15 protein-coding genes are annotated in these 22,915 nt (G+C 43.4%); 4 read left to right on the top strand and 11 right to left on the bottom strand.

Going from position 1 to position 22,915, the window contains the following annotated elements:
• Window positions 1-48 precede the first annotated feature (48 nt).
• On the top strand, window positions 49-1,749 hold the full coding sequence (locus tag ACSSVW_RS16230; RefSeq protein WP_454179699.1) for a sensor domain-containing diguanylate cyclase: 1,701 nt from the start codon (window positions 49-51) through the stop codon (window positions 1,747-1,749).
• Between the two features lie 143 nt (window positions 1,750-1,892).
• Here ACSSVW_RS16230 and ACSSVW_RS16225 read toward each other — a convergent pair whose 3' ends face one another.
• Window positions 1,893-3,077: a BaiN/RdsA family NAD(P)/FAD-dependent oxidoreductase gene (locus ACSSVW_RS16225; protein WP_118844653.1), complete on the bottom strand. Its 1,185-nt coding sequence runs from the start codon at window positions 3,075-3,077 to the stop codon at window positions 1,893-1,895.
• A gap of 322 nt (window positions 3,078-3,399) precedes the next feature.
• Between ACSSVW_RS16225 and ACSSVW_RS16220 the strand changes: the two genes are divergently transcribed.
• On the top strand, window positions 3,400-5,526 hold the full coding sequence (locus ACSSVW_RS16220; protein WP_065978316.1) for a S8 family peptidase: 2,127 nt from the start codon (window positions 3,400-3,402) through the stop codon (window positions 5,524-5,526).
• Between the two features lie 62 nt (window positions 5,527-5,588).
• Here ACSSVW_RS16220 and ACSSVW_RS16215 read toward each other — a convergent pair whose 3' ends face one another.
• The 5 genes from ACSSVW_RS16215 to prlC all read right to left on the bottom strand — a co-directional run bounded on the left by ACSSVW_RS16215 (window position 5,589) and on the right by prlC (window position 12,422).
• Entirely contained in the window at window positions 5,589-6,062 is a 474-nt protein-coding gene (locus ACSSVW_RS16215; RefSeq protein WP_036973141.1) for a peroxiredoxin, read from the bottom strand.
• Window positions 6,063-6,182: 120 nt separating this feature from the next.
• Window positions 6,183-8,108 (bottom strand): methyl-accepting chemotaxis protein, encoded by a 1,926-nt coding sequence (locus tag ACSSVW_RS16210; RefSeq protein WP_454179698.1) that lies wholly within the window; start codon window positions 8,106-8,108, stop codon window positions 6,183-6,185.
• A gap of 116 nt (window positions 8,109-8,224) precedes the next feature.
• On the bottom strand, window positions 8,225-8,980 hold the full coding sequence (locus ACSSVW_RS16205; protein WP_036973144.1) for a class I SAM-dependent methyltransferase: 756 nt from the start codon (window positions 8,978-8,980) through the stop codon (window positions 8,225-8,227).
• A gap of 104 nt (window positions 8,981-9,084) precedes the next feature.
• Entirely contained in the window at window positions 9,085-10,263 is a 1,179-nt protein-coding gene (locus tag ACSSVW_RS16200) for a response regulator (protein ID WP_454179697.1), read from the bottom strand.
• A gap of 107 nt (window positions 10,264-10,370) precedes the next feature.
• The gene (gene prlC / locus ACSSVW_RS16195) at window positions 10,371-12,422 is read right to left on the bottom strand and encodes an oligopeptidase A (protein WP_454179696.1); all 2,052 of its coding nucleotides are present in this window, start codon (window positions 12,420-12,422) and stop codon (window positions 10,371-10,373) included.
• 151 nt (window positions 12,423-12,573) lie between these two features.
• On the opposite strand from prlC, the gene gorA reads away from it, so the two are divergent.
• Together gorA and ACSSVW_RS16185 are read left to right on the top strand one after the other, a co-directional pair.
• Window positions 12,574-13,935, top strand: coding sequence for a glutathione-disulfide reductase (gene gorA / locus ACSSVW_RS16190; protein WP_180311138.1), 1,362 nt, complete (start codon window positions 12,574-12,576; stop codon window positions 13,933-13,935).
• Between the two features lie 176 nt (window positions 13,936-14,111).
• Complete coding sequence (locus ACSSVW_RS16185) at window positions 14,112-14,846, top strand: glutaredoxin family protein (protein WP_036973154.1); 735 nt, start codon at window positions 14,112-14,114, stop codon at window positions 14,844-14,846.
• 72 nt (window positions 14,847-14,918) lie between these two features.
• Here the strand turns inward: ACSSVW_RS16185 and ACSSVW_RS16180 are convergent, their stop codons facing one another.
• The 5 genes from ACSSVW_RS16180 to rng form a co-directional block, all read right to left on the bottom strand.
• On the bottom strand, window positions 14,919-15,167 hold the full coding sequence (locus tag ACSSVW_RS16180; RefSeq protein ID WP_196857420.1) for a hypothetical protein: 249 nt from the start codon (window positions 15,165-15,167) through the stop codon (window positions 14,919-14,921).
• Between the two features lie 159 nt (window positions 15,168-15,326).
• Window positions 15,327-16,766: a metalloprotease TldD gene (gene tldD, locus ACSSVW_RS16175; RefSeq protein WP_036973157.1), complete on the bottom strand. Its 1,440-nt coding sequence runs from the start codon at window positions 16,764-16,766 to the stop codon at window positions 15,327-15,329.
• Complete coding sequence (locus ACSSVW_RS16170) at window positions 16,763-17,593, bottom strand: carbon-nitrogen hydrolase family protein (RefSeq protein ID WP_421418961.1); 831 nt, start codon at window positions 17,591-17,593, stop codon at window positions 16,763-16,765. The genes tldD and ACSSVW_RS16170 overlap by 4 nt, the downstream gene beginning before the upstream one ends.
• Window positions 17,583-21,443: a YhdP family protein gene (locus tag ACSSVW_RS16165; RefSeq protein WP_454179694.1), complete on the bottom strand. Its 3,861-nt coding sequence runs from the start codon at window positions 21,441-21,443 to the stop codon at window positions 17,583-17,585. Before ACSSVW_RS16165 ends, ACSSVW_RS16170 begins: the two co-directional genes overlap by 11 nt.
• On the bottom strand, window positions 21,443-22,915 hold the full coding sequence (rng, locus tag ACSSVW_RS16160) for a ribonuclease G (protein WP_036973165.1): 1,473 nt from the start codon (window positions 22,913-22,915) through the stop codon (window positions 21,443-21,445). The genes ACSSVW_RS16165 and rng overlap by 1 nt, the downstream gene beginning before the upstream one ends.

The following is a 22,915-nucleotide window of genomic DNA, read 5'->3' as shown; positions in this document are numbered from 1 at the left end:
TTAAAAATAACACTTTATTAATAAACAATTTAGCCATAGGCACCAAGGATGATCGCACGTTTATTATTGCTATTTTTTATCAGCCACTCCTTCTTTGCCTTTGCACAAAATAGCCCTACCACATCCGTTGACTCCGTTATATCACTCAACAATGAACAGGTTAACTTAACACGTTTCGATATGAGTTATTTTATTGATAAAACAGGAAAAATGACACTATCGCAAATACAAAATCAAACATTCACAGCCAGTAAAAATGAGCTCACTCTGGGCACCAATGCCAAAACAACGTGGTCAAAAATAACCGTCAAAAACAACGACAGCGATACCTTACGTTTATTTATTCACAACCCCGATGCTTACCATCTAGAAGAGGTAGGATTTTACGAAACCCACAATGGGCAACTCATTAATCAATCTGAAATTCAACTAGATACATCGGGTCCAAAAGCCAATATGTTCGGCGGCAGTGCTGTGTTTTCGTTCTATATTGCCCCACAGCAGCAAAAAACCATTTATGTAAAAAGCGTTACTTTTTCGCATCAATGGTTTGCTCTAAATATTTATAATGAAGAGCATTCAAAACGCGCCCTAGTTGGCAACGGCAACTACATTGCATTACTGGTTGGCATGATGCTAGCGCTGATGATCTATAACTTTTTCTTGTACTTATCGGCACGTAAAATAGAAAATATTGTTTACGCCTTGTATTTAATATCGGGCACGGTATGGGTGGCGCTTTCGTATGGCGTAGCTGCTAACTTTTTTGGCATTTTTAGTGCTGAAGTACTGCAACTTAATTCTAGTTTGCTCAGTATGCCCAGCTTTTTAGTAATTTTTGTGATGCTAATTTTCGAAACTAAAAAGCATTACCCAAAAGAGCATATAGCCCTGTCGCTCATTCTCGTATTACTAGTTGGCGACTTTATCTACAGTTTATTCGATGTCGTTGGCGCACTAAAACCAGCCAGCACCCTTGCCGCAATGATGATGACCGTCACCTTTGGTGTCTCTATTTCACTGTGGCGAAAAGGGGATCCACTCGCCAAATATTTTTTACTTGGCCATTCACTGTTCGTTATATTCAATATGCTGGCCGTGCTTTATTACAAAGGTATCACCGACGCGAACGTGATAAACAGTCATGGCGTCGGCATAGGTATTTTACTCGAAGCATTAATGATGGCGTTTATATTGTCTTACCGTATAAAAACGCTCGAAAAAATCAAAGCACAGCAAAAAGAATTAACGCGCCTTGTCGATACCGACCCAATGACAGGCCTGTATAATCGACGCTACTTTGATAGAAAAAGTGAAGAGCTCATTGCAGCAATGGCAAGCAATCATCAAGAGTTAACGCTGATCATCGCCGATCTCGACCATTTTAAAGCCATTAACGACACTTATGGCCATGATATTGGCGATAAAGTCATTATTGAGTTTGCAAACATACTCACTACACAACAACGAAAAGACGATATAGCCTGCCGCTACGGCGGTGAAGAATTTGTACTTTTACTGCATTGCAGCCTACACGACGCCAAAGCCGTGGCCGAGCGCATCCGCGAAAAAGCAGCAAACACCCGCATCAAAAGCAATGATGCTCAAGCCGTAAAGTTTACCGTAAGCCTAGGCGTTCACAGCGTTGCCCATGCCTCAACCACAATAAAAGAAACCCTATCAATTGCCGACAAAGCGCTTTATAAAGCAAAAAACAATGGCCGAAACTGTGTTGAAGTAGCGGTGTAAGCGAGTTCACATAACGGTAATGAACAAGTTATTCACCGTCGATCATTTTATACAACTGCCCGTTTAAAGCACTTCGCACATACTAAGCCCAACTAATAAGCAAAAGCGGAATTGGCGCAAAGCCGAGCGACTAGAGTCTATTATCAACAATACTGCCCTGCTGCAAAGCCACAGCTCCAAGCGTATTGGAAGTTGTAGCCGCCTAACCAGCCGGTAACGTCGGTAACTTCGCCGATAAAGTAAAGGCCGGGTGACTTTTTGGCTTCGAAGGTTTTTGAGCTTAACTCATCGGTGTCTACACCGCCTAGCGTGACCTCTGCTGTACGATACCCTTCGGTGCCGTTAGGTTTTATTTGCCAATTGTGGATGTAGTCGTGCAGCGCATCTATTTGCGTGTGGGTTAGCTGATTAACATTACAATCAGGAATTGCTTTGGTGTCGTGCAGCATCTCTACAAAACGCTTTGGCAATATCGTCGCGAGGGTATTTTTTAGCGACTTTTGGCCTTGGCTTTGACGCCACTCTTCAAGCTGCTGTTTTAAATCGAGCGCTGGTAATAAATTAATATACACACTCTGCCCTGCGCGCCAAAACGAGCTAATTTGTAAAATAGCAGGTCCCGACAAACCTCGGTGAGTAAAGAGTATGTTTTCTTTAAATTGTGTACCGTCTTCACTTGTTACCACACACGGAATACTGATCCCCGATAGTCCATCAAAACGGTCTTTATCGTGCTGGTGCAAAGTGAATGGCACAAGCGCTGCCATTGTGGGTAAAACCGTTAAGCCAAATTGCTCAGCAATTTTGTAGCCAATGGGCGATGCACCCAGTTTTGGCATTGTTAAGCCACCCGATGCAACCACCAGCGATTCACATTGATAAGTATCTTGCTCGGTTATTACCTCATACCCTGCATCAGTTTTTGTGACGCTAAGCACTTCGTTGCGCAGGGCAATGTTCACACCCGCCCACTCACATTCGGTCAATAAAATATCAACGATATCTTGAGCGCTGTTGTCACAAAATAATTGACCCAGTGTTTTATGGTGATACGCCAAACCATGGCGGTCTACCAACTCAATAAAGTCGTGTTGGGTATAGCGACTTAAACACGACTTTACGAAATGAGGGTTTGTACATAAGTAATTATCTGGGCTGGCATTTTCATTGGTGAAGTTACACCGTCCACCACCGCTGATTAAAATTTTACGGCCCGGCTTTTTACCCATATCAAGCACTGTAACCGCTCGGCCTCGGTAACCTGCTTGTGCTGCACACATTAAACCTGCGGCACCGGCGCCAATCACAATTACATCTACTTGGGTCATTACTCATACTCATTAAAAAATTTAGCTGATTATAACAAGTTATTTTATACGCGGTGTTAACAGAAAGGTGTTTTTACAAAAAAGATAAACCTAAAAAACGAAATAAAGCAAAAACTCTAAATAGAAAAATTAAAACTTTAGAATGAGAAAACCGCCTTAAAACCCAGTTAAAAGTCAGATTTAGCCATCTATACACTTGTTTATAACTAAAATAGAGACAAACATAACAAAACGATATTTTAACTTAATTTACATTTATTTTACCTTTGTCCCCCTTCGCGAAAAACATTGCGAAGGAACTTATAACAATCTAGGGATCATTATGACAACTAACAATAACTTAAAAAAGTGCGCAATCGCACTGAGCCTCACTGCGTTGTTTGGGACGACGGCAGCGATGGCAACGCCAAACCAAATGATGTCACCGTCTATGGCGGAAACAGCCGCTAAGCTACAAGGCCAAGACGGTTTTGGTACACAATTCATCATTAAATACAAAAATAACAATGATGAAATGATGACTATGTCGGCTGCAGAACAAACGCCGATGCTAATGAACAAAAAAGCGCAAGGCTTTGTTAAAAACTTCACAAGTAAAAAAGGCCAAGTGAAAGCACAATATGTGCGTGCAATGGCAATGAGCAATCACCACGTTATGCGTGCTGATAAAAAGCTATCAGCTGAAGAAGCTCAAGAGTTTATGCAAGAAATGGTTGCAACGGGTAACGTTGAATACATCGAAATTGACCAAATGTTAAAGCCATTTGCAACGCCTAACGATCCACGTTATTCAGATCAGTGGCATTATTATGAGCAAGCTGGTGGTTTAAACCTGCCTACAGCATGGGATACAGCAACAGGGAGTGGCGTTGTGGTTGCGGTACTTGATACGGGTTACCGCCCACACATTGATTTAAATGCCAACATTTTACCGGGTTACGACATGATCTCTAACCTATCGGTAGCAAATGACGGTGGCGGTCGCGATAGCGATGCACGTGACCCAGGTGACGCAATTAGTGCTAATGAGTGTGGTTATACACACGGCGCACAAAGCTCAAGCTGGCATGGTACGCACGTTGCGGGTACTGTCGCTGCTGTGACTAACAACGGTGAAGGTGTTGCGGGTGTTGCGTATGACGCCAAAGTTGTGCCTGTACGTGTACTTGGTAAATGTGGTGGTTTAACATCAGACATCGCCGACGGTATCATCTGGGCATCAGGTGGTTCTGTATCTGGCGTTCCTGCGAATGCAAACCCTGCTGATGTTATCAATATGAGTTTAGGTGGCAGCGGTTCATGTAGCTCTACAACACAAAGTGCTATCAACCAAGCTCGTAATAACGGCACTGTGATTGTAATTGCAGCAGGTAACGATAACGACAACTCAGCTAACTATAATCCTGGTAACTGTAATGGCGTAGTAAACGTTGCGTCAGTTGGCCGTAACGGTGGCCGTGCTTATTACTCAAACTACGGTAGTAATATTGATGTTGCTGCACCGGGTGGCGCGCAAAGCTTTGCTAACGATTCAGAAGGTGTGTTATCAACTCACAACTCAGGCTCAACTAGCCCTTCAAGCGACAGCTATCACTATTCACAAGGTACGTCGATGGCTGCTCCACACGTTGCCGGTGTCGCTGCGCTTATTAAGCAAGCGAAACCTTCTGCAACGCCTGATGAAATAGAAAGCATTTTAAAATCAACAACTCGTGCTTTCCCAGCAACATGTACTAGCTGTGGTACTGGTATTGTAGATGCGGCAGCAGCGGTTGCGGCGGCGTCGGGTACTACACCTCCACCGCCAACAGGTAACGTGTTAGAAGATGGTCAAGCTCTTACGGGTCTTAGTGGTGCGGCTAGCAGCCAAACTTTCTACACAATGGAAGTTCCAGCTGGTGCTACAAACGTAACATTCACTATGAGTGGTGGTACAGGTGATGCCGACCTTTACGTTCGTGCAGGTAGCGCACCAACAACATCAACATACGATTGTCGCCCATACAAAGGGGGTAATGAAGAAGTATGTTCGATTGATAACCCAACTGCAGGCACTTATCACGTTATGCTTAACGGCTACTCTGCTTATTCAGGTGTGAGCCTAGTGGGCGATTTAACAACATCTGGTGGTACAGGTGCACCTCAAGCAGGTGGCGGCACGGTTACTGATATTTCTGCAAGTGCGGGTCAGTGGAAACACTACACACTAGAAGTACCAGCAGGCATGGCAAGCTTCACTGTTACGACATCTGGTGGCACTGGTGATGCTGACTTGTTTGTTAAATTTGGCAGCCAGCCTACAACATCAAGTTATGACTGTCGCCCGTACAAAAATGGCAATGCTGAAACATGTACATTCAGTAACCCACAAGCAGGTACGTGGCACTTAAGCTTAAATGCGTATCGCACCTTTTCAGGTGTAACACTTGATGCACAATATCAGCCTTAATGGTTGAATACTCCCGTTTCCCCTGGGACTTTTAGCCGGACTCTCGTCCGGCTTTTTTGTACTTATAGCTTTTCTAAAATAGCCTCAGCACGACTTACTGCAAACTCTTTATCTTGTTCAACAAATAAGCCTGCTACCGTTTGGTTTTCTACGATCATTGCATAACGCGTCGAACGGATACCACCAAAACTCGCGGTATCTTTATCTAAACCAAGCGCTTTAGTAAAACTGGCATCACCATCGGCTAACATACGAATGTGTTCAGCGTTGTGCGCCTCACCCCATGCCTTCATTACAAACGCGTCGTTTACCGATACGCAGTAAATAGCATCAACACCTTTCGCCATAATTTTATCGGCAAGTGCCACAAATTCAGGTAAGTGTGCATTTGAGCACGTTGGTGTGAAAGCACCAGGCACTGCAAATAAAACCACTTTCTTGCCTGCAAACAAAGACTCTGTTGAATGCGTTTGCATTCCTTCGCTCGTTAGTTCTGTTAGGCTTGCTGTTGGTAAAGTTTGGCCTTGTTCAATCATCATAATTCCTTGAAATTTTAGTATGAGTTCAGAGTATATACCTAAACGAGACATTGCAGCACATGCTTCATTTTACGATACACAAAAGTGCGTGATATCTGCGAAGCCATTTTCGGCTAATTACAATCCTAAGCTACGTTTAATGGTATTCATTTGCTGTTGTAGGCGCTGTTGAATATCGCTCACAAGAACATTTGATTCACTTACTTGGCCTTTCATGCTGAGCATTGACTGACTAAAGTTTTCGAGTAAAGCATTTTGCTGCTTTGCAAGCTCCATGGCATCAAACGCGACTTTATTGGCGTCTTGTGCATTTTCGGCAACCCCTTCTGAGTTGCGCTTTAACTCTTGGGCATTTTGCGTTTGTAACTCGGCATCACTCGCAAGCGCACTAATTTGTGTTGATACCATGGTTGAGTTTTCACTTAAGCGACTAAGCTGGCTGTTAATATCATCCAGTGATCCTTGGGTTTGTCTTGCTAATTTACGCACTTCGTCAGCGACAACGGCAAAGCCGCGACCATGCTCTCCTGCCCGCGCCGATTCAATGGCGGCATTAAGTGCCAGTAAGTTAGTTTGTTCGGCAATATTTTTAATGACTTCGATCACGTGGCCAACATCATTTACGCCACTTAATAGTGCTTTTAAACTTGTTAAACCTTGCTCTACACGTTGCTCAGTGTGTGAGCTGGCTATGAGCATGTTGTCAGCAAACCCTAAGCTTTGCTCCATGGCATCGAAGGTGTGCTTGGCATTGTCGGCCACTTGGCTATTTATACTGTTAACTTGCTCGCCGATATGCTGAATATCATTGAGTAAAGCTTGATTTTGCTCGACCTGTGTTCGGCTCGCATCAGTTTGCTGACCAATCGTGTGGAGGTGTTCGCTCATTTCTAGCATAAAGTCATTAATGACTTTAAGCATTTGCGCTCGTTCTTCGGCTTCACCGCGTTGACGCTCAATTAGCTGGTTAAAGTAATGTGCTATTTCGCCCACTTCTGTCTTGGGGTTATTACTTTGAATATTTTTTAGTTCATTGCTTTCAATTAAAAATGCAAAGCCATCACGTAATTGACGCAGTGGGTTTAGCACTTGATTACGCTGTACAAAGTACACGCCAGCCGCTAACACCACTAACATGCCAATAGCAAAGCAAAACACAATAAAAACCTGTTGCTTAAGTTGCCCTTGTTGCTCTTTTAATTTTTGCTCAGCACCAAGTACCGTACTAGACAGCGCGTTTATTTGCGCACGTAATGCTTGCATGCCTGTTTGGCGTTGCTCTGCTTGCGCGATGGTCGACGCTAAGTCGCGCGGAAAGCGCTTAGGCCAGCTGCTTAGCTCTGCTTTTATGTCGCCTGCTAAGTCTTCAGCCTCTTCGCCAAAAAATAAGGCGTCTTCGTCAACCTCGCTCATGACCCCCAAATTATCAAGTTGCGCTATTTTATTGGCAAGGGTGTTAAGGTTCGCCACACTTTGATTAAGGCTGGTTTTGGTGTCTTGATCAAAACTAACAATGAGTTTGTAAGTATATAAGGCAAGGGTCGTTACTTCGCTGTAGTAATCACTTGCAAGTTGATAATACTCAAGCGCTAATGCAGTTTGTGGCTTAGCTTGTGTTGCATAACCCACTAACGATGATGCCGACCCTGCCATTTGTCTGAGTGAATTATCAAGCAGCGCCATTTCGTTACCTGAAAGTTTCCCCAGTGCTCGGTATTTACCGTTAATGTCTTTATCTAATTCGCTGAGTTGTGCCGTTAGTTGGCTTGCAAGCTCCTTTGGCAAGCTTGCTAAATGCTGTTTTTTAACATCGCTGATCAGGGTAGAGGCTTGATTTAAATGTTGGCTATCACCTTGCTCTAAATAATCATCAAGGTGGCTTTTTAAATCAATAATAATGGTGTTTTTTAGCTTGTTGTAAGCGTTATCTTGTTGCTCTAAGCCGAGTAAGGTTTGGCTTGCCCAAAACAAGGTGGCCGCCAGTAAGATACTGGCAAGAGTGAGTAAAACGGCTAATAACCGAGTAAATGATGACACGCGCATGAACTACATTCCCAAAAGTCGTTACGCGCGTAGAATATTAACCTTTTATGACAATTTGATGTAAACCATCCAAATTAACGTCAAATGTAATCACAAATTAATACTTAATAACTGCACTACACCATGGCAGCTTTTACATACACATCAAAGCGGTTTTTCTTGGTTTTGATTTGCATGCTGGGGGTTTTGTCATTTAAAAAAGGCGCGTAATCAGGTCGCTTAACAACAACCCGCTTAGTAGCTAATGGATACGCAAATTCGAGTAAATCGTCTGCATCGTTGTCCGCACCCACCAGCTCTTGGAATACACGCATTTCTTTTTTAACCAGCGCCGATTTTTCTCGATGTGGAAACATAGGATCTAAATAAACAACATCTGGTACGTTGTTACACTGAGCCAGTAATGTGTGGCTTGAGCCAAACACTAAGCTCATTTTTTCTTTCATCCATGGACCAATATCAGCATCGTTATAGGCTCGCTCTAGGCCATCGTATAATAACGCAGCAACCACAGGATGGCGCTCATGCAAAATTACATGACAACCTAACGACGCAAGCACAAAGCCATCTCGGCCAAGGCCTGCTGTTGCATCAAGCACAACGGGAGTGGCTCCTTTATTTAAGCCCACCGCTTTGGCTATCGCTTGACCTTTACCGCCACCAAACTTGCGACGATGCGCCGCCGCACCACTCACAAAATCAACATGAATAGCGCCCAGCTTCGGCTCATCCTTTTTTTTAAGGCTTAGGCCCTGATCGTCATAGTGCAATGAAAAGCCATCATTATTTTTAGCCCATTCGGCTAAACCGAAACGTTGCTCTATGGCGTCTAAATAAGGACGCATTTCTTTAAAAGGACAATGAATTACCACAATTTACTCCGTGAACCGAATGCAACGCAAGTATATACCCAAACGTATTTAAGATACATGGTTCACAGGTGTGCAAAGTAAAAGTTACGTCACTATTTAAATCGCTAAAATAGCTCGATATCTGTTTGCGAGGTGACATCTTCAGTATGGCGTGGCTCTGCAATTTTTTGCAGGTTTTCTAGTAACTCATTACGCGATTCAATAATGTGTTTAAGCTGATATTTAATAAATGCTAAATCATCATTAAGCGATGCAAATAACAACTGGGTTTGCTGTAACTGCTGAAGGTGAAAGACCACTTCATCACTGCTTGATACGTTACTTTGTTCCACTGACTTGGTTAGCTCAACTAATTGTGCGGCAAACTTTTCGACAGCCCGCTCTCGTGAGTCACTATTTTGATACATCTGTTCCGACAGCTCATTAAAAGCATTACCAATTTGCTGTGCTTGGGCTAACGCGCGCTCGTTCACTTCCATATCTTGTACTTTGGCGTTAGTCACTTCGAGAATATGCGGAAACAAATCTTTGTAACGCCCATAAAGCTGCGCATCGTCTAATGGCATGTTTTTTACTAACATCGATATTTTTGGGTAATTAACAATGGTGCGATGCCCAAAATCAACAAAGCGGTTTGCGTCACGGTGTTTTTCAAGTAGCTCTTGCTCAAGCGGACATACTCCACCGTCTGCACTGCAAAATACGCCGATATCTTGATACCAGAATACAAGAACCACATCGAGATCCATCGGATTAAAAAACTCAAACATGTGTTCAGACAACGCTTTAATATCGTGCGCATGATAACTTTGCCCAACGTAACGCATTATACGCCCCATATCGCCTGAGTCTGTCATGGCTATTTCGGCGGTGATCTGCGCACGTTCAACATCACTTTTTAACTTTTTAGAGTGCTGACGATATTGGTATAACACGCGAATACGCGCCATAAGTTCTTCAGCGTTGAACGGCTTAACAATGTAATCGGCTGCACCGGCATTGTAGCCCTTAACCCGGTCGGGCAATTCGGTTTTACCCGATAAAAACATCACCGGTGTATCTTTCGTTTGTGGGTGTGCTTTAAGTTCAGTGCATACTTCAAAACCCGTTTTGCCGGGCATTTCAATATCCAGCAAAATAATATCTGGATTATATTTAAGTGCCTGTCTTAATCCTTCTTCGCCATTTTTAGCATGGATCAATGTGCAAAAGCCCGAGAGCGACTCTTCGATGACATGATGTACGTATTTATCATCATCAATGGCTAACACCAGTTTTGACATGCTTTATTCCTGTAAATGCTTTTCTAAAAAGCATAGTACGCAAGATTGATTTTGCTAAGATTTATTAATAAAAAAAGCGCCTTACGGCGCTTTCATACAATAATAACTTAGGCTGCAATACCACTGTGTCTGAGGAGTGCATCGACTTGTGGTTCACGACCTCGGAACTTTTTAAATAATTCCATCGGCTCTTCACTGCCCCCTTTTTCTAAAATGTTCTTTAAGAAAGCGTGACCCGTTTCTTTATTAAAAATACCTTCTTCTTCAAATTTAGAGAAAGCATCTGCCGACAAAACTTCAGCCCATTTATATGAGTAATAACCGGCACTGTAACCACCGGCAAAAATATGGCTGAAACCATGCTGAAAACGGTTAAAGGCGGGGGCTTTAACAACCGCAGTTTTACTGCGAACTTCATCAAGCGTGGCTTGAATATTACAAGGTTCACCCGCTTTGTAATCATGGTGAATGGTAAAATCAAACAGCGAAAACTCTAACTGACGTAGCATTTGCATGCCCGATTGAAAGTTCTTCGCGGCCAATAATTTATCAAGCAGTTCTTTTGGCAGCGGTTCACCCGTTTCATAGTGACCCGAGATAAAGTTAAGGGCCTCTTCTTCATAACACCAGTTTTCTAAGAACTGGCTTGGCAGCTCTACAGCATCCCATGCCACACCATTAATGCCCGCCACTGGCGCAGCATCAACTTGGGTCAACATATGATGAATACCGTGTCCAAACTCATGGAATAAAGTTGTCACTTCGTTATGAGTAAACAGCGCAGGTTTATCACCCACTGCTTTATTAAAGTTACAGACTAAGTAAGCGACAGGCGTTTGTAATTCGCCATTGGCGCGCACTTTACGCCCCATGCAATCGTCCATCCAAGCGCCACCACGTTTACGGTCACGTGCATATAAATCAAGATAAAAACGGCCGCGTAGCGTGTCACTGCTATCGTAAATCTCAAAGAAGCGCACATCAGGATGATAGCTATCAAACTCATGCACTTCTTTCACGCTAATATCAAACAAGCGGTTTACGGTGGTAAATAACCCGTTTAAGACCTTATCGGCAGGAAAGTATGGGCGCAGTACTTCATCAGAAATTGCGTACTTTTCTTGCTTTAATTTTTCTGCGTAATACGCGTAATCCCATGCTGCAAGCTCGCTTACACCATGTTTTTCTTGTGCGTAGGCTGTTAATTCAGCAAGCTCTTGCTCAGCTTGTGGCTTTGACTTAGCCGCTAAATCTTCTAAAAACGAGAACACTTGCGACTCAGATTCGGCCATTTTAGTTGCTAATGACATTTCTGCGTAGCTGCTAAAACCGAGTAACTCGGCCAGTTCATGACGAAGTGCAAGCTCTTCGCTCATGATATCTGAGTTATCAAACTCACCTGCATTAGGGCCTTGGTCAGACGCACGAGTTACAAACGCAGTGTAAGTTTCTTCACGTAATTTACGGTTATCGGCATAGGTCATAATAGGCAAATAAGAAGGGAAATCTAAGGTGAATACCCAACCATCAAGCTCTTTGCTTTTTGCTGTATCGGCACCGAGTGCCAGTGCTGACTCTGGTAAGCCTGCTAATTCACTTTCATCTGTAATGTGTTTTTGCCAAGCGAGTGTCGCATCCATCACATTATTGCCAAACTTAGAGGCAAGCTCTGATAAGCGCGCACTAATTTCACCGTATCGTTTTTGTTGCTCAGGCTTTAACGCGATGCCCGATAATTCAAAATCACGCAACGCATTAGTAATGGTTTTTTGCTGTGCAGTGGTGAGTGTTTTAAACTCTTCGCTGCTATGTAAAGCATTATAGGCATCGTATAAACCTTGATGCTGACCAACAAAGGTTGAGTACTCAGATAACAACGGCAAACATTGCTCATAAGCTTCGCGTAGCTCGTCGCTATTTACCACCGAATTCATGTGCGATACTGGCGAAAATAGTCGTGATAACTTGTCATCAGCCTCTTCAAGTGGAAGAACTAGGTCATTCCAAGTGTATGACTTACTTGCCAATACCTCATCAATTTTGGCACGACAGTGTGCAATCGCTTCTTTTAATGCCGGCACAACATGGGCTGGTTTAATCTTAGAAAACGGCGGAAGCCCTTCTAATCCAATAAGTGGGTTATTTTCTGCAATTGTCATTTTCGTTCTCAATTTTTATGCGAATATGGTGTTGAAGTTGGGGCGAATTGATGAAATACAAGGGGCTTAACCTCGGTCTTTATTATGCTATTATCAACTTATTAATAAATCGATTAATTAATAAAAAACTATCTGTTTTTGAGGACAAACTATGGCTCAGCATTTTGATTACATTGCAATTGGTGGTGGCAGTGGCGGTATTGCCTCTGCAAACCGTGCAGCAATGCGTGGCGCAAAAGTCGCACTTATTGAAGCAAAACACATGGGTGGCACCTGTGTGAATGTAGGTTGTGTTCCAAAGAAAGTAATGTGGCATGGCGCACAAATTGCTGAAGCAATTAATGCATACGCACCCGATTACGGCTTTGATGTCGAATTAAAAAGTTTTAGTTGGGCTAAATTAGTAGAAAGCCGCGAAGCTTACATTGGCCGTATCCACCAAGGGTATAACAAATACTTATCAAGCAATGGCGTAACGGTAATCAACGGTTTCGCGACCTTTGTTGATAACAAAACCGTTGAAGTTAACGGTGAGCTATACACCGCTGACCATATTCTGATTGCCGTGGGAGGTCGTCCAACGATTCCTAACATCCCAGGTGCTGAACTAGGTATTGATTCAAATGGCTTTTTTGAGCTAGATGCCCAACCTAAGCGTGTTGCTGTTGTGGGTGCTGGTTACATTGCTGTCGAAATCGCAGGTGTACTTCACAGCCTTGGCACTGAAACGCATTTATTTGTTCGTAAAAATAAACCATTACGTACTTTTGACCCTTACATTGTTGATACGCTTGTCGACATTATGGCGAAAGAAGGCCCGACACTTCACACTGACTGCACACCAAAAGAAGTGATTAAAGAAAGCGATGGCAGTTTAACTATTCACTTTGAAAATGGTCACAGCCAAAATGTCGATGAAGTTATTTGGGCAATTGGCCGTACACCAACAACCGATAAACTGAATATCACAGCGACCGACGTTGAGCTTAACGAAAGTGGCTACGTAAAAGTTGATGAGTACCAAAATACGACCGCTAAAAACATTTATGCCGTTGGCGACATCATCGAACACGGCATAGAGCTCACACCCGTGGCTGTAAAAGCGGGCCGTATTTTATCAGAGCGTTTATTCAATAACGAATTGCCTGATGATTTAAAAATGGACTACGAGCTAGTACCTACTGTTGTATTCAGTCACCCACCAATCGGCACGATTGGTTTAACAGAGCAAGAAGCAATTTCGCAATATGGTGCTGAAAACGTAAAGGTTTATAAATCAAGCTTTGCAGCTATGTACACAGCAGTTACTCAACACCGCCAAGCATGCAACATGATGCTTGTGTGTGCAGGTGATAACGAAAAAGTTGTTGGCTTACACGGCATTGGCTTTACTGTTGATGAAATGATCCAAGGCTTTGCAGTCGCAATGAAAATGGGCGCAACCAAAGCAGATTTTGATGCCGTAGTAGCGATTCACCCTACTGGCTCAGAAGAGTTCGTGACGATGAGATAAACTCGTTGCGAGAAAACATTAAAAACCTTGTGGTGCTGCCGCAAGGTTTTTTTATGCCTTGTAGAAAGTCGGCACAAACCTTGTAACTGCTAGGTTATACCAACATTTTGCCATTGTTTACTGTGTTATCGAGTAAAGATTACGCAATAAGCTTGGCATTTTTACAAGGAGGCACTGTGTCTAAGTCTGCAATTTTATATCGCATGGTGACCGATGAGCATATATGCCCATTTGGTTTAAAATCTAAAGATTTGTTAGAGCGCAATGGTTACGAGGTTGATGACCGCCACCTCACTAACCGCGAAGAAACAGATGCATTTAAAGAGCAGCATCAAGTAAAAACCACGCCACAAACCTTTATCGATAATAAGCGTATTGGGGGGTATGATGATTTGCGCGACTTTTTCAATCTGCCCGAAGCGGGTCAACAAGGCACAACTTATACCCCTGTTTTAGCGATTTTTGCGGTAACCCTGCTCTTAAGCTGCGGGTTTAGCTACGCCAGCGGCACAGCTTTACTGTCGATGCAGAACTTAATGCTGTTTGTTGCACTGACAATGGCGGTGCTCGCTATTCAAAAACTACAAGATCTGTACAGCTTTTCAAACTCATTCATTACTTATGATTTACTGGCAATGCGTGTTGTGCCTTATGCCTATGTTTACCCATTTATTGAAGCCTACGTTGCCATAGGTATGGTGGCTAAGTTGCCAGCTTTAGCTGTCGCGCCATTTTCGTTGTTTATTGGTGGCATAGGTGCGGTATCGGTGTTTAAGGCCGTTTATATCGATAAGCGAGAGCTAAAATGTGCCTGTGTGGGTGGCGACAGCAATGTGCCGCTGGGCTTTATTTCTCTCAGCGAAAACTTATTTATGATAGCGGCAGGTATCTGGATGCTGAGTACACTTTAGCCGTTTATGCTAAAGCTTAAGGTGATAATTTTCAGTGGCTTAATAAGACGTTAAGCCACTGTAATGGGCGTGCTACCCGCCATTGCGTAAGTCACGCTCAAACTCAGTTTCTGTTTTAACCGGATGACACGTCGACGTCACTGAACCTTTGTTGCTGTCATCTTCGTCTGTACTAAAAATGGTATAGCTGTAATCGGTTTCTAGTTCACCGCCTAAACACTCGTGCTCGGCATACACTTCATTTGCAGACCCCTCTCTTACTTCCTGTGATGCACAGCCGGTAAGCATGAGTAGTATTAATAAAATTGGCGTTACTTTCATATTTTCACCTTAAAATTATTATATTTACTGCGAACAGTAACGAATATAGTGGTATTAATGGTACCTATATTGATACATTTTTACTGCGAAGTGAAGTGTTATGAAATGAGGCAGGTTAAAAATTTAACCTGCCTTACTGAAGCGGGAAAAAGAGGGCGATTAAGCCGTACCACCGACCGTTAAGTTGTCAATTTTAAGGCTTGGTTGACCAACCCCTACCGGCACGCTTTGACCGTCTTTACCACATACCCCGACGCCTTTATCAAGCGCAAGGTCGTTACCTACCATCGAAATTTGCTGCATCACTTCTGGGCCGTTACCAATCAGTGTTGCGCCTTTGATAGGCTGAGTAATTTTACCGTTTTCAATTAAATACGCTTCAGAGGCGCTAAATACGAACTTTCCTGAGGTGATATCAACTTGACCACCCCCAAAGTTTGGCGCAAAGATGCCTTTTTTCACAGAGCTAATAATATCAGCTTGGCTGTGCTCGCCCCCCAGCATGTAGGTATTAGTCATACGCGGCATAGGTAAATGAGCATACGACTCACGACGCGCATTACCTGTTGGGTTTACACCCATTAGGCGTGCATTGAGCTTATCTTGCATGTAGCCTTTTAGAATACCGTTTTCAATAAGCACGTTATACGCAGCAGGTGTGCCTTCGTCATCTACATTCAGTGAACCACGACGGTCGGCTATGGTGCCATCATCCACTACAGTACACAGCTCGGAAGCCACCTTTTGACCGACTTTACCGCTAAACGCAGAGGCGCCTTTACGGTTAAAGTCACCTTCAAGACCATGACCCACGGCTTCATGCAGTAGCACACCCGGCCAACCTGCACCCAGTACCACTTCCATGCTACCTGCTGGCGCATCAATGGCTTCTAAGTTCACTTTAGCTTGGCGTACAGCTTCTTCTGCGTATTCCATCCAGCGCGGCTTACCATCAACTAACTCTTTAAAGTAGCCGTAATCTAAACGCGCACCGCCGCCTGCACCACCGCGCTCACGGCGACCATTCTTCTCAAGTAATACGGAACAATTTAAACGAATAAGCGGGCGAATATCGGTGGCAAAGGTGCCGTCGCTTGCTGCAATGAGTACCTCTTCGTACACTGCTGACATAGAGCTAATCACTTGCTCTGCGTCGGGGGCTAACTCGCGAATGTAGTTTTCAAGTTCGCGCAATAGGCTCACTTTGTCGTTATCGCTCATACTTTGAATTGGCTGATGCGGTGCATACTGCTGTTTTGCTGCTACATCGCTAAATACTTGAATCGTTTTGCTTTCGCCTGCATTAGCAATGCTTCGTGCTGCTGTTGCGGCTTTATTCAGCGCTTCAAGATTGATTGCATCTGAGTACGAAAACCCTGTCTTTTCACCGCTTACAGCGCGCACACCCACACCACGCTCAACGTTGTATGAGCCTTCTTTTACGAGACCATCTTCTAACACCCATGATTCATGGTGGCTAGATTGAAAATACAGATCGGCATAATCCACTTGATGCTGATGAATAAAAGCGAGCGTTTTTTCTAATTCTTCTCTATTTAGCTGGCTGTCATGTAATAAATGCTGTTCAACCGTGTTCATAATAAATGCTCTCTAAATCGTTGCTGAGACTGCACAGGCATGTCTTGGCGAATTGTATTCAGTCGGTTTAAATCAAGCTCATGGCTGATAAAACCAGTGCCTGAGGCAAGCTCACTGAGCGTGTTTCCCCATGGCGAAATAATAATGCTGTGGCCATATGTTTGTCGGCCATTTTCATGCTCACCCCACTGTGCAGCGGCTACCACATAACATTGCGTTTCAATCGCTCTGGCAGCCAACAAGGTATGCCAATGAGCGGCTCCTGTTACAGTGGTAAAGGCACTGGGTACTAAGATGAGCTCAGCCCCTTGGCGCTGCATCGCAGTGAATAAACCACTAAAGCGTAGATCATAACATACTGCTAAGCCGATTTTACCAAAGGGTGAATCAACCACCACAATATCTTTGCCCGCTTCGGTGGCATCAGACTCCCGATAATTACGCGTGCCATCGGCAACATCGACATCAAATAAGTGGATCTTATTGTACTGCGCAACCACCTCACCTTGGTTATTAAATAAAAACGAGGCGGCTAAATATTTACCGTTAGGTTGTGATACCGGCACTGTCCCAGCAGCCAACCAAATATTATGTTGTTTACATAGCGCAGCCAGTGCAGCTGTGTACTGTTCAATGTGTAATCCGAGCTGATAACTTGCTTGAGTGTGCTTGCTAAAAATTAAAAAGCTCTCGGGTAGGCATACAAGCAGCGGACGTGTCGTGGGCAATTGCGTAAGCGTGTCTGCTAAAAAAGCCAAATTTTGCTCCGCATTCATTCCCGAGCACATTTGCACTGCTACAACCTGCGGCTGAGTATTAACTGTCATTGTTGTCGAAGCTCGCTGAGGTGGCTGCATCTTTTAATTTAAGCCTTGTTGATGACTGCGGCTGGCTTTGTGCCGCTTGCGGTAAGGTTACTTCACGGCTCTTACGATCAATTTCTTCAACAACCGGATCATTCATACTGCCTGTCACCTTAAAGTTGATTTCTGAGATCACTCTCGCAGAGTGAATTACTTTATCGATTGCAAGCGCCGCAAGGCCACTTACCGGGTTGACCATCCATGCCACGATCACTGGGATACTTGAGGTAACCTGCGGGGCAACAGCTAGATCGTAGTCTATTTCAAAGGTATTTAAGTTAGTGTGGCCTTTAATCGTTAAGTCGGCAGGCACACCATCAAGCTTGGTATCTTGAGTGTAAGCAATCCCTTTCTCTAACTGCATCGTGCCTTGCATCTTGTTATAAAAGAAGCCTTTTGAAAATACATCTCTAAAATCAAGTTTGAGCTTACGTACCAGTGAGTCGAGACTAAGTAATGAAAACACCCTAGCACCACCATCACTCACTTCCGCTAAATGCCCTTCACCTAAACGCCAATCTAACTCGCCTGCTAGCGTAGGCACATCAAAATTATACGGCGCACCTTGCCAAGCGAGGGCAAATTTTATGTCGGCATCGGAGTCTTTTACTGTAGTAGTAATATCAAACTCATCAAATAAGTCGCCAATATCATCACTTTGTAGGTGACCGTTAAAACGCGTTGAGCCATCAGCAAATTGCCCTTTCGCTCTCAGTATATGATCGCCTTTATCTATCACGAGCTCAGTAAATATCAAGCTATTATTATCACCACCAAACGTGGCTTTTACTTTATCAAGTTGGTACTCGGCTAGTTTGCAATCTTCACAGTTAAATTCGATGGCTGGAATGCGTGTTAACCAGCTTAAGTCTTCAGGTTGTTCAACTTCGTGTGCAGACTCCGTCGCGGTGTCATTAAAGTTAACCCGTAAATAATCAGTAAATATTTGAATAGGTCTACGTGTATCGCCTGTTGGAATGAGTGCATCAGCTCTAAGCTCTTTGGCATTTAGTTTAAGCTCTAAATCGGCTTGCTTTGGTGCTAGCCTAAACTCAACATCATTAAAATCGATATTTTGAACCGCTAACTTATTAAATTGACCCGTTACATTATTAAATACAGGCATTACGCCAGGACCGTCTGATTTAGCCTTGGTCAAATCTATAATTTGCTCAATCAACCCAAACCATGGCACAAGCTTAGTTTCTGGTAGGTCAATCGATACCGCAAAACCATCTCGGTTAAGGCCTAAATCTTTTGAACCTAAAATAAGGTGTGCGTTATTAAACTGCTTTTTGCCATTATCTAAAATAGCATTGAAAAACAGCTGTTCATTGATATTTGCAGTGATCAAATTAGAGATATGATCGCCCTGCACTACCGCTTTGATAGGCCAAGCATTGTCAGCACTTTTTGTGTAAGGTGCGGGTAATTGACTGGTTATACCCACTAAGTTACCGCTGATATCAGCGCGATAGTTGAAGTCGTTGGGTAAAAAGTTAAGGGAGACATTAATAGCAACGTCACTTTGCCCCGTTAAATAACCTTCGAGCAGACCCTGCCCTTGCTCAATTAATGGTTCTGCATCTAAGGCCAATTTAATCGCGATTTCTGCGCGGTAGTTATCAGCCACATTTTCGCTATTAAAGCTGGCTGTTAACGGCATACCTAACCAATCAGCTTTGGCATTTTTTAAATCAATTTTGTCGTTATTAAATTTAACAATGCCTGTCATATGATTAAGTGTGATGCCAGGCTGAGCAAGATAAACAGGTAAATTAGCAAGCTCAACTTCGCCGAGGGTATCAACATGGCCTGAATGTAAATCGACAAGCAAATTAATATTTGCTGTGGCTTCACCTTGCGCTTGTACTACTTCAAAAACACTTGCTAACGGTTTAGCGAGCGGTGTGGCTGCAAAAAATGACTGTAATTTATTGCCGTGGGCACGTTTATTTATCGCTACATTTAGAGTATCGGCATGCATTAAATCAGCAATACTTACGTGTACACTGTCGCCAAGTGATAAGTTTACAAGTGTGCCTGACTTGCTGTAAATATCCATGCGTTCATTTTCAAAATGCAAAATCACATTGGCATTTTCAACGCTGGGCCAACTGGGTGTGAACTGGTATTTGGCATTGTTCACATTTGCCAATACTTCGAACTGCCCTTGTTGCTCTTTAAACGGAAAACCGCTAAACGGCCCCGAAAACAACACCTGTGCTTTATTAACTTCGCCGCCTTTAATGGCGCCGTTTAGGTAGTTAACTAAGTTTTCGCTCATTACCGGTAATGGAAAATAATGCCCCGCCACGTTGGCATCAGGTGCGTACGCTTCGGCATATAAATCAAGGCGCGGCTCTGCAGTTAGGCTAAGCATCATTTCTGCTGCAACGGTCACTTCGTCATTATCAAGCCAAATGTTGTCACTGCTAATACGCCAGCCATCGTCGTAATAACGTAAATCAAGTTCAACATTTAACTGATTATAAGGAATGTCTTGGCTAAAACTGCCATTGGTTAACAAACGGTTATTTTCGCCAAATAACGTTATACGCCCCGCTGCTTGGTTAATATTTCCCTCAACCCGAATGGCTTGCCCACCGGGGATCCCTTGTAAGGATAACCAGTTGAGCTGTTCACCCTTAAACCACAACTGCCAGTTATCTTGCGCACCAAATTCAACATACGCTTCGCTTAATTGGCCATTAGGCTGTCGTTCTAAAAATGGCGCTAATACTTCAAAGTTACTCAATTGAGATAATTTTGATAACAATGCAAAGTCAAACTGCTTGAGCCAAATCTTATTTGTATCTCCAAGCTGGGCTTCAAACTGCAATGTTGGCCATTGTTTTAAATCACTTTCAAAAGCAAGTCCGGTACTTTTTAAACGCCAACCATTCTGCCAAGGGAATAAGTGAAAGCCCCCTTCATTTAAACTAATTTGATGCGCTTCTTGGTTTTGTTGCCAATTTATGTAGCTGGGTAACCATTGCACTTTTACGTCACTGATCAGTCCTTTTTCAAGGCTAAACCAGGTTTGCAAGTTCATATCGGAGTGCAATTGTTGTTTGTCTGTATTGATGTATTGTGCCAGCCATTTTGAGACATCGACATTCGCAGCTTGCACATAAATATCGCCTGCCATGGTCTCAAGCGTTGAACCATTAAGTGCCATGCGGGCATCAAAGTTGCCGACAGAAATCCCCGGTAAGGCTAGGCTTCCTGAACCTTGGTGCTGTTCTGGGGTATTTTGCCACACAATGTTTTCAAGAATTAACGTACGCTCTTTGCCATCATTAAGCATAAAATTAATGCTACTGTCTTGAATCGCAAAGTGGCCCGTTTCACCCAAAAACAGGCTTTCTATTAACTCTTTTTGCTCAAAACTGTCTGCTTGCTTGTTGTTGCCAAACTTAAGCATGGTTGGCAAATCAACATCGGCATGAAAACCATTGATCACGAAGTAACTTGATTTAAGTTGACGAGTTTTAATCGACTCCCACAGATTTACCTCTAGGCTGGCTTTATCTATGGTGAGTGCAATCGGTGAAGTCTGGTTGTCCTCAAAAGAAATATCTTCAAGGACTAATGAAGGGCCTTTACCTTGCCAACTGGCTGAGATAGCACCTATTGAAAGATTTACATCGAACTGTTCATACAAAAACGCTTCAATGTCGCCTTTATAGTCATTGGCATATGGCAGGGTATACTTTAAAACAGAGACAATAACGGCCAGCAGTACGATAGTAATAGCAAAAACTTGCCATAACTTACGTAAACAAAAAAAGCAGACCGTTTTTGCCTTCATTACATCATTACCACATCAAACTGTTCTTGATTGTATAGACTCTCTGTTTGAATACTGACCTGTTTACCTATAAATAGTTCAAGCTCGGCGAGGTTATGATATTCATCGTTGATCAACGCTTCGCTTACCGAAGGCGCTGCATACACCATAAACTTATCGGCTGCGTAGGCACGGTTAACCCTGACAATTTCACGCAGAATTTCGTAGCACACCGTTTCAACGGTTTTTTGCGACCCTCGGCCTGAACACGCGGGGCACACGTCACATAAAATATGTTCTAAACTTTCGCGGGTACGCTTACGAGTCATCTCGACTAAACCCAGAGCAGATAAGCCATTGATGTTGGCTTTTGCGCGGTCTTTTGCCAGTGCCGACTCAAGTGAGTGTAAAACGCGACGTTTATGCTCGTCACTTACCATATCGATAAAGTCGATAATGATAATGCCACCTAAATTACGTAATCGCAGTTGTCGTGCGATTGCCGATGTTGCCTCGATGTTGGTGTTAAAAATGGTTTCTTCTAAATTGCGATGCCCAACAAATGCACCGGTATTTACATCAACGGTGGTCATTGCTTCGGTTTGGTCAATGATTAAATAACCACCTGATTTAAGCTCAACTTTACGGTGAAGGGCTTTTTGAATTTCGGTTTCGACATCAAACAAATCGAAAATAGGTCGCTCACCTGGGTAGTATTCAAGCGCCCCAGATAAGATGGGCACAAACTCTTCAGTAAATTCTTTTAACTCTTGGTATGTCAGCTTTGAGTCAACACGAATGCGCTCCATGTCTTCGCCAACATAATCACGTAGGGTACGAAACGCCAGCGTTAAGTCTTCGTGTAAGATGCTCTCTTTACTGATTTTTTTACGTTTATTGACAATTTTTTGCCACAGTTTTTTTAAAAACTCTGCATCGTGACGCAGCTCAGCTTCTGAAGCGCCTTCAGCAGCGGTACGCACAATAAAGCTGCCATCTTCATCGCCATATTCAGCGACTATTTTTTTCAGTCTGGTACGTTCTTCTTCGGTTTCAATACGCTGACTTACGCCAACATGGGTCGCGTCAGGCATGAACACTAAATAGCGTGATGGAATTGTGATATCAGTCGTTAAGCGCGCCCCTTTGGTGCCCAAAGGATCTTTCACTACTTGCACCATGATGTATTGACCTTGGCGCACTAGTTCACGGATATCTTGCACCTTTTTAATGGGCTGCTCATCGACTCCCTCAACAATTGAAGCACTATTTACAATGTCAGATGCGTGCAAGAACGCTGCTTTTTCTAAGCCTATATCAACAAATGCGGCTTGCATTCCCGGTAATACTCGGCTGATTTTGCCTAAGTAAATATTGCCAACAATGCCTAGGTTGCCAATTCTTTCTAGCTGGATCTCTTGTAGTACGCCGTTTTCAATAAGCGCAACACGACTTTCACTCGGTGTAACGTTGATCAGTAATTCAGTGCTCAT

This window comes from Pseudoalteromonas sp. MBR-15, assembly GCF_053628915.1.
The sequence above is the reverse complement of the archived record's forward strand: the minus strand, read 5'-3'. Positions and strand labels throughout refer to the sequence as shown.

Bases quoted from the DNA above. Each gene is read 5' to 3' on its own strand.
- ACSSVW_RS16170 (WP_421418961.1), bottom strand. From the start codon at position 17,593: ATGACAGTTAATACTCAGCCGCAGGTTGTAGCAGTGCAAATGTGCTCG.
- rng (WP_036973165.1), bottom strand. From the start codon at position 22,915: ATGAGCACTGAATTACTGATCAACGTTACACCGAGTGAAAGTCGTGTT.
- ACSSVW_RS16210 (WP_454179698.1), bottom strand. From the start codon at position 8,108: ATGCGCGTGTCATCATTTACTCGGTTATTAGCCGTTTTACTCACTCTT.
- ACSSVW_RS16230 (WP_454179699.1), top strand. From the start codon at position 49: ATGATCGCACGTTTATTATTGCTATTTTTTATCAGCCACTCCTTCTTT.
- ACSSVW_RS16165 (WP_454179694.1), bottom strand. From the start codon at position 21,443: ATGAAGGCAAAAACGGTCTGCTTTTTTTGTTTACGTAAGTTATGGCAA.
- gorA (WP_180311138.1), top strand. From the start codon at position 12,574: ATGGCTCAGCATTTTGATTACATTGCAATTGGTGGTGGCAGTGGCGGT.
- prlC (WP_454179696.1), bottom strand. From the start codon at position 12,422: ATGACAATTGCAGAAAATAACCCACTTATTGGATTAGAAGGGCTTCCG.
- tldD (WP_036973157.1), bottom strand. From the start codon at position 16,766: ATGAACACGGTTGAACAGCATTTATTACATGACAGCCAGCTAAATAGA.
- ACSSVW_RS16225 (WP_118844653.1), bottom strand. From the start codon at position 3,077: ATGACCCAAGTAGATGTAATTGTGATTGGCGCCGGTGCCGCAGGTTTA.
- ACSSVW_RS16200 (WP_454179697.1), bottom strand. From the start codon at position 10,263: ATGTCAAAACTGGTGTTAGCCATTGATGATGATAAATACGTACATCAT.
- ACSSVW_RS16220 (WP_065978316.1), top strand. From the start codon at position 3,400: ATGACAACTAACAATAACTTAAAAAAGTGCGCAATCGCACTGAGCCTC.
- ACSSVW_RS16215 (WP_036973141.1), bottom strand. From the start codon at position 6,062: ATGATTGAACAAGGCCAAACTTTACCAACAGCAAGCCTAACAGAACTA.
- ACSSVW_RS16180 (WP_196857420.1), bottom strand. From the start codon at position 15,167: ATGAAAGTAACGCCAATTTTATTAATACTACTCATGCTTACCGGCTGT.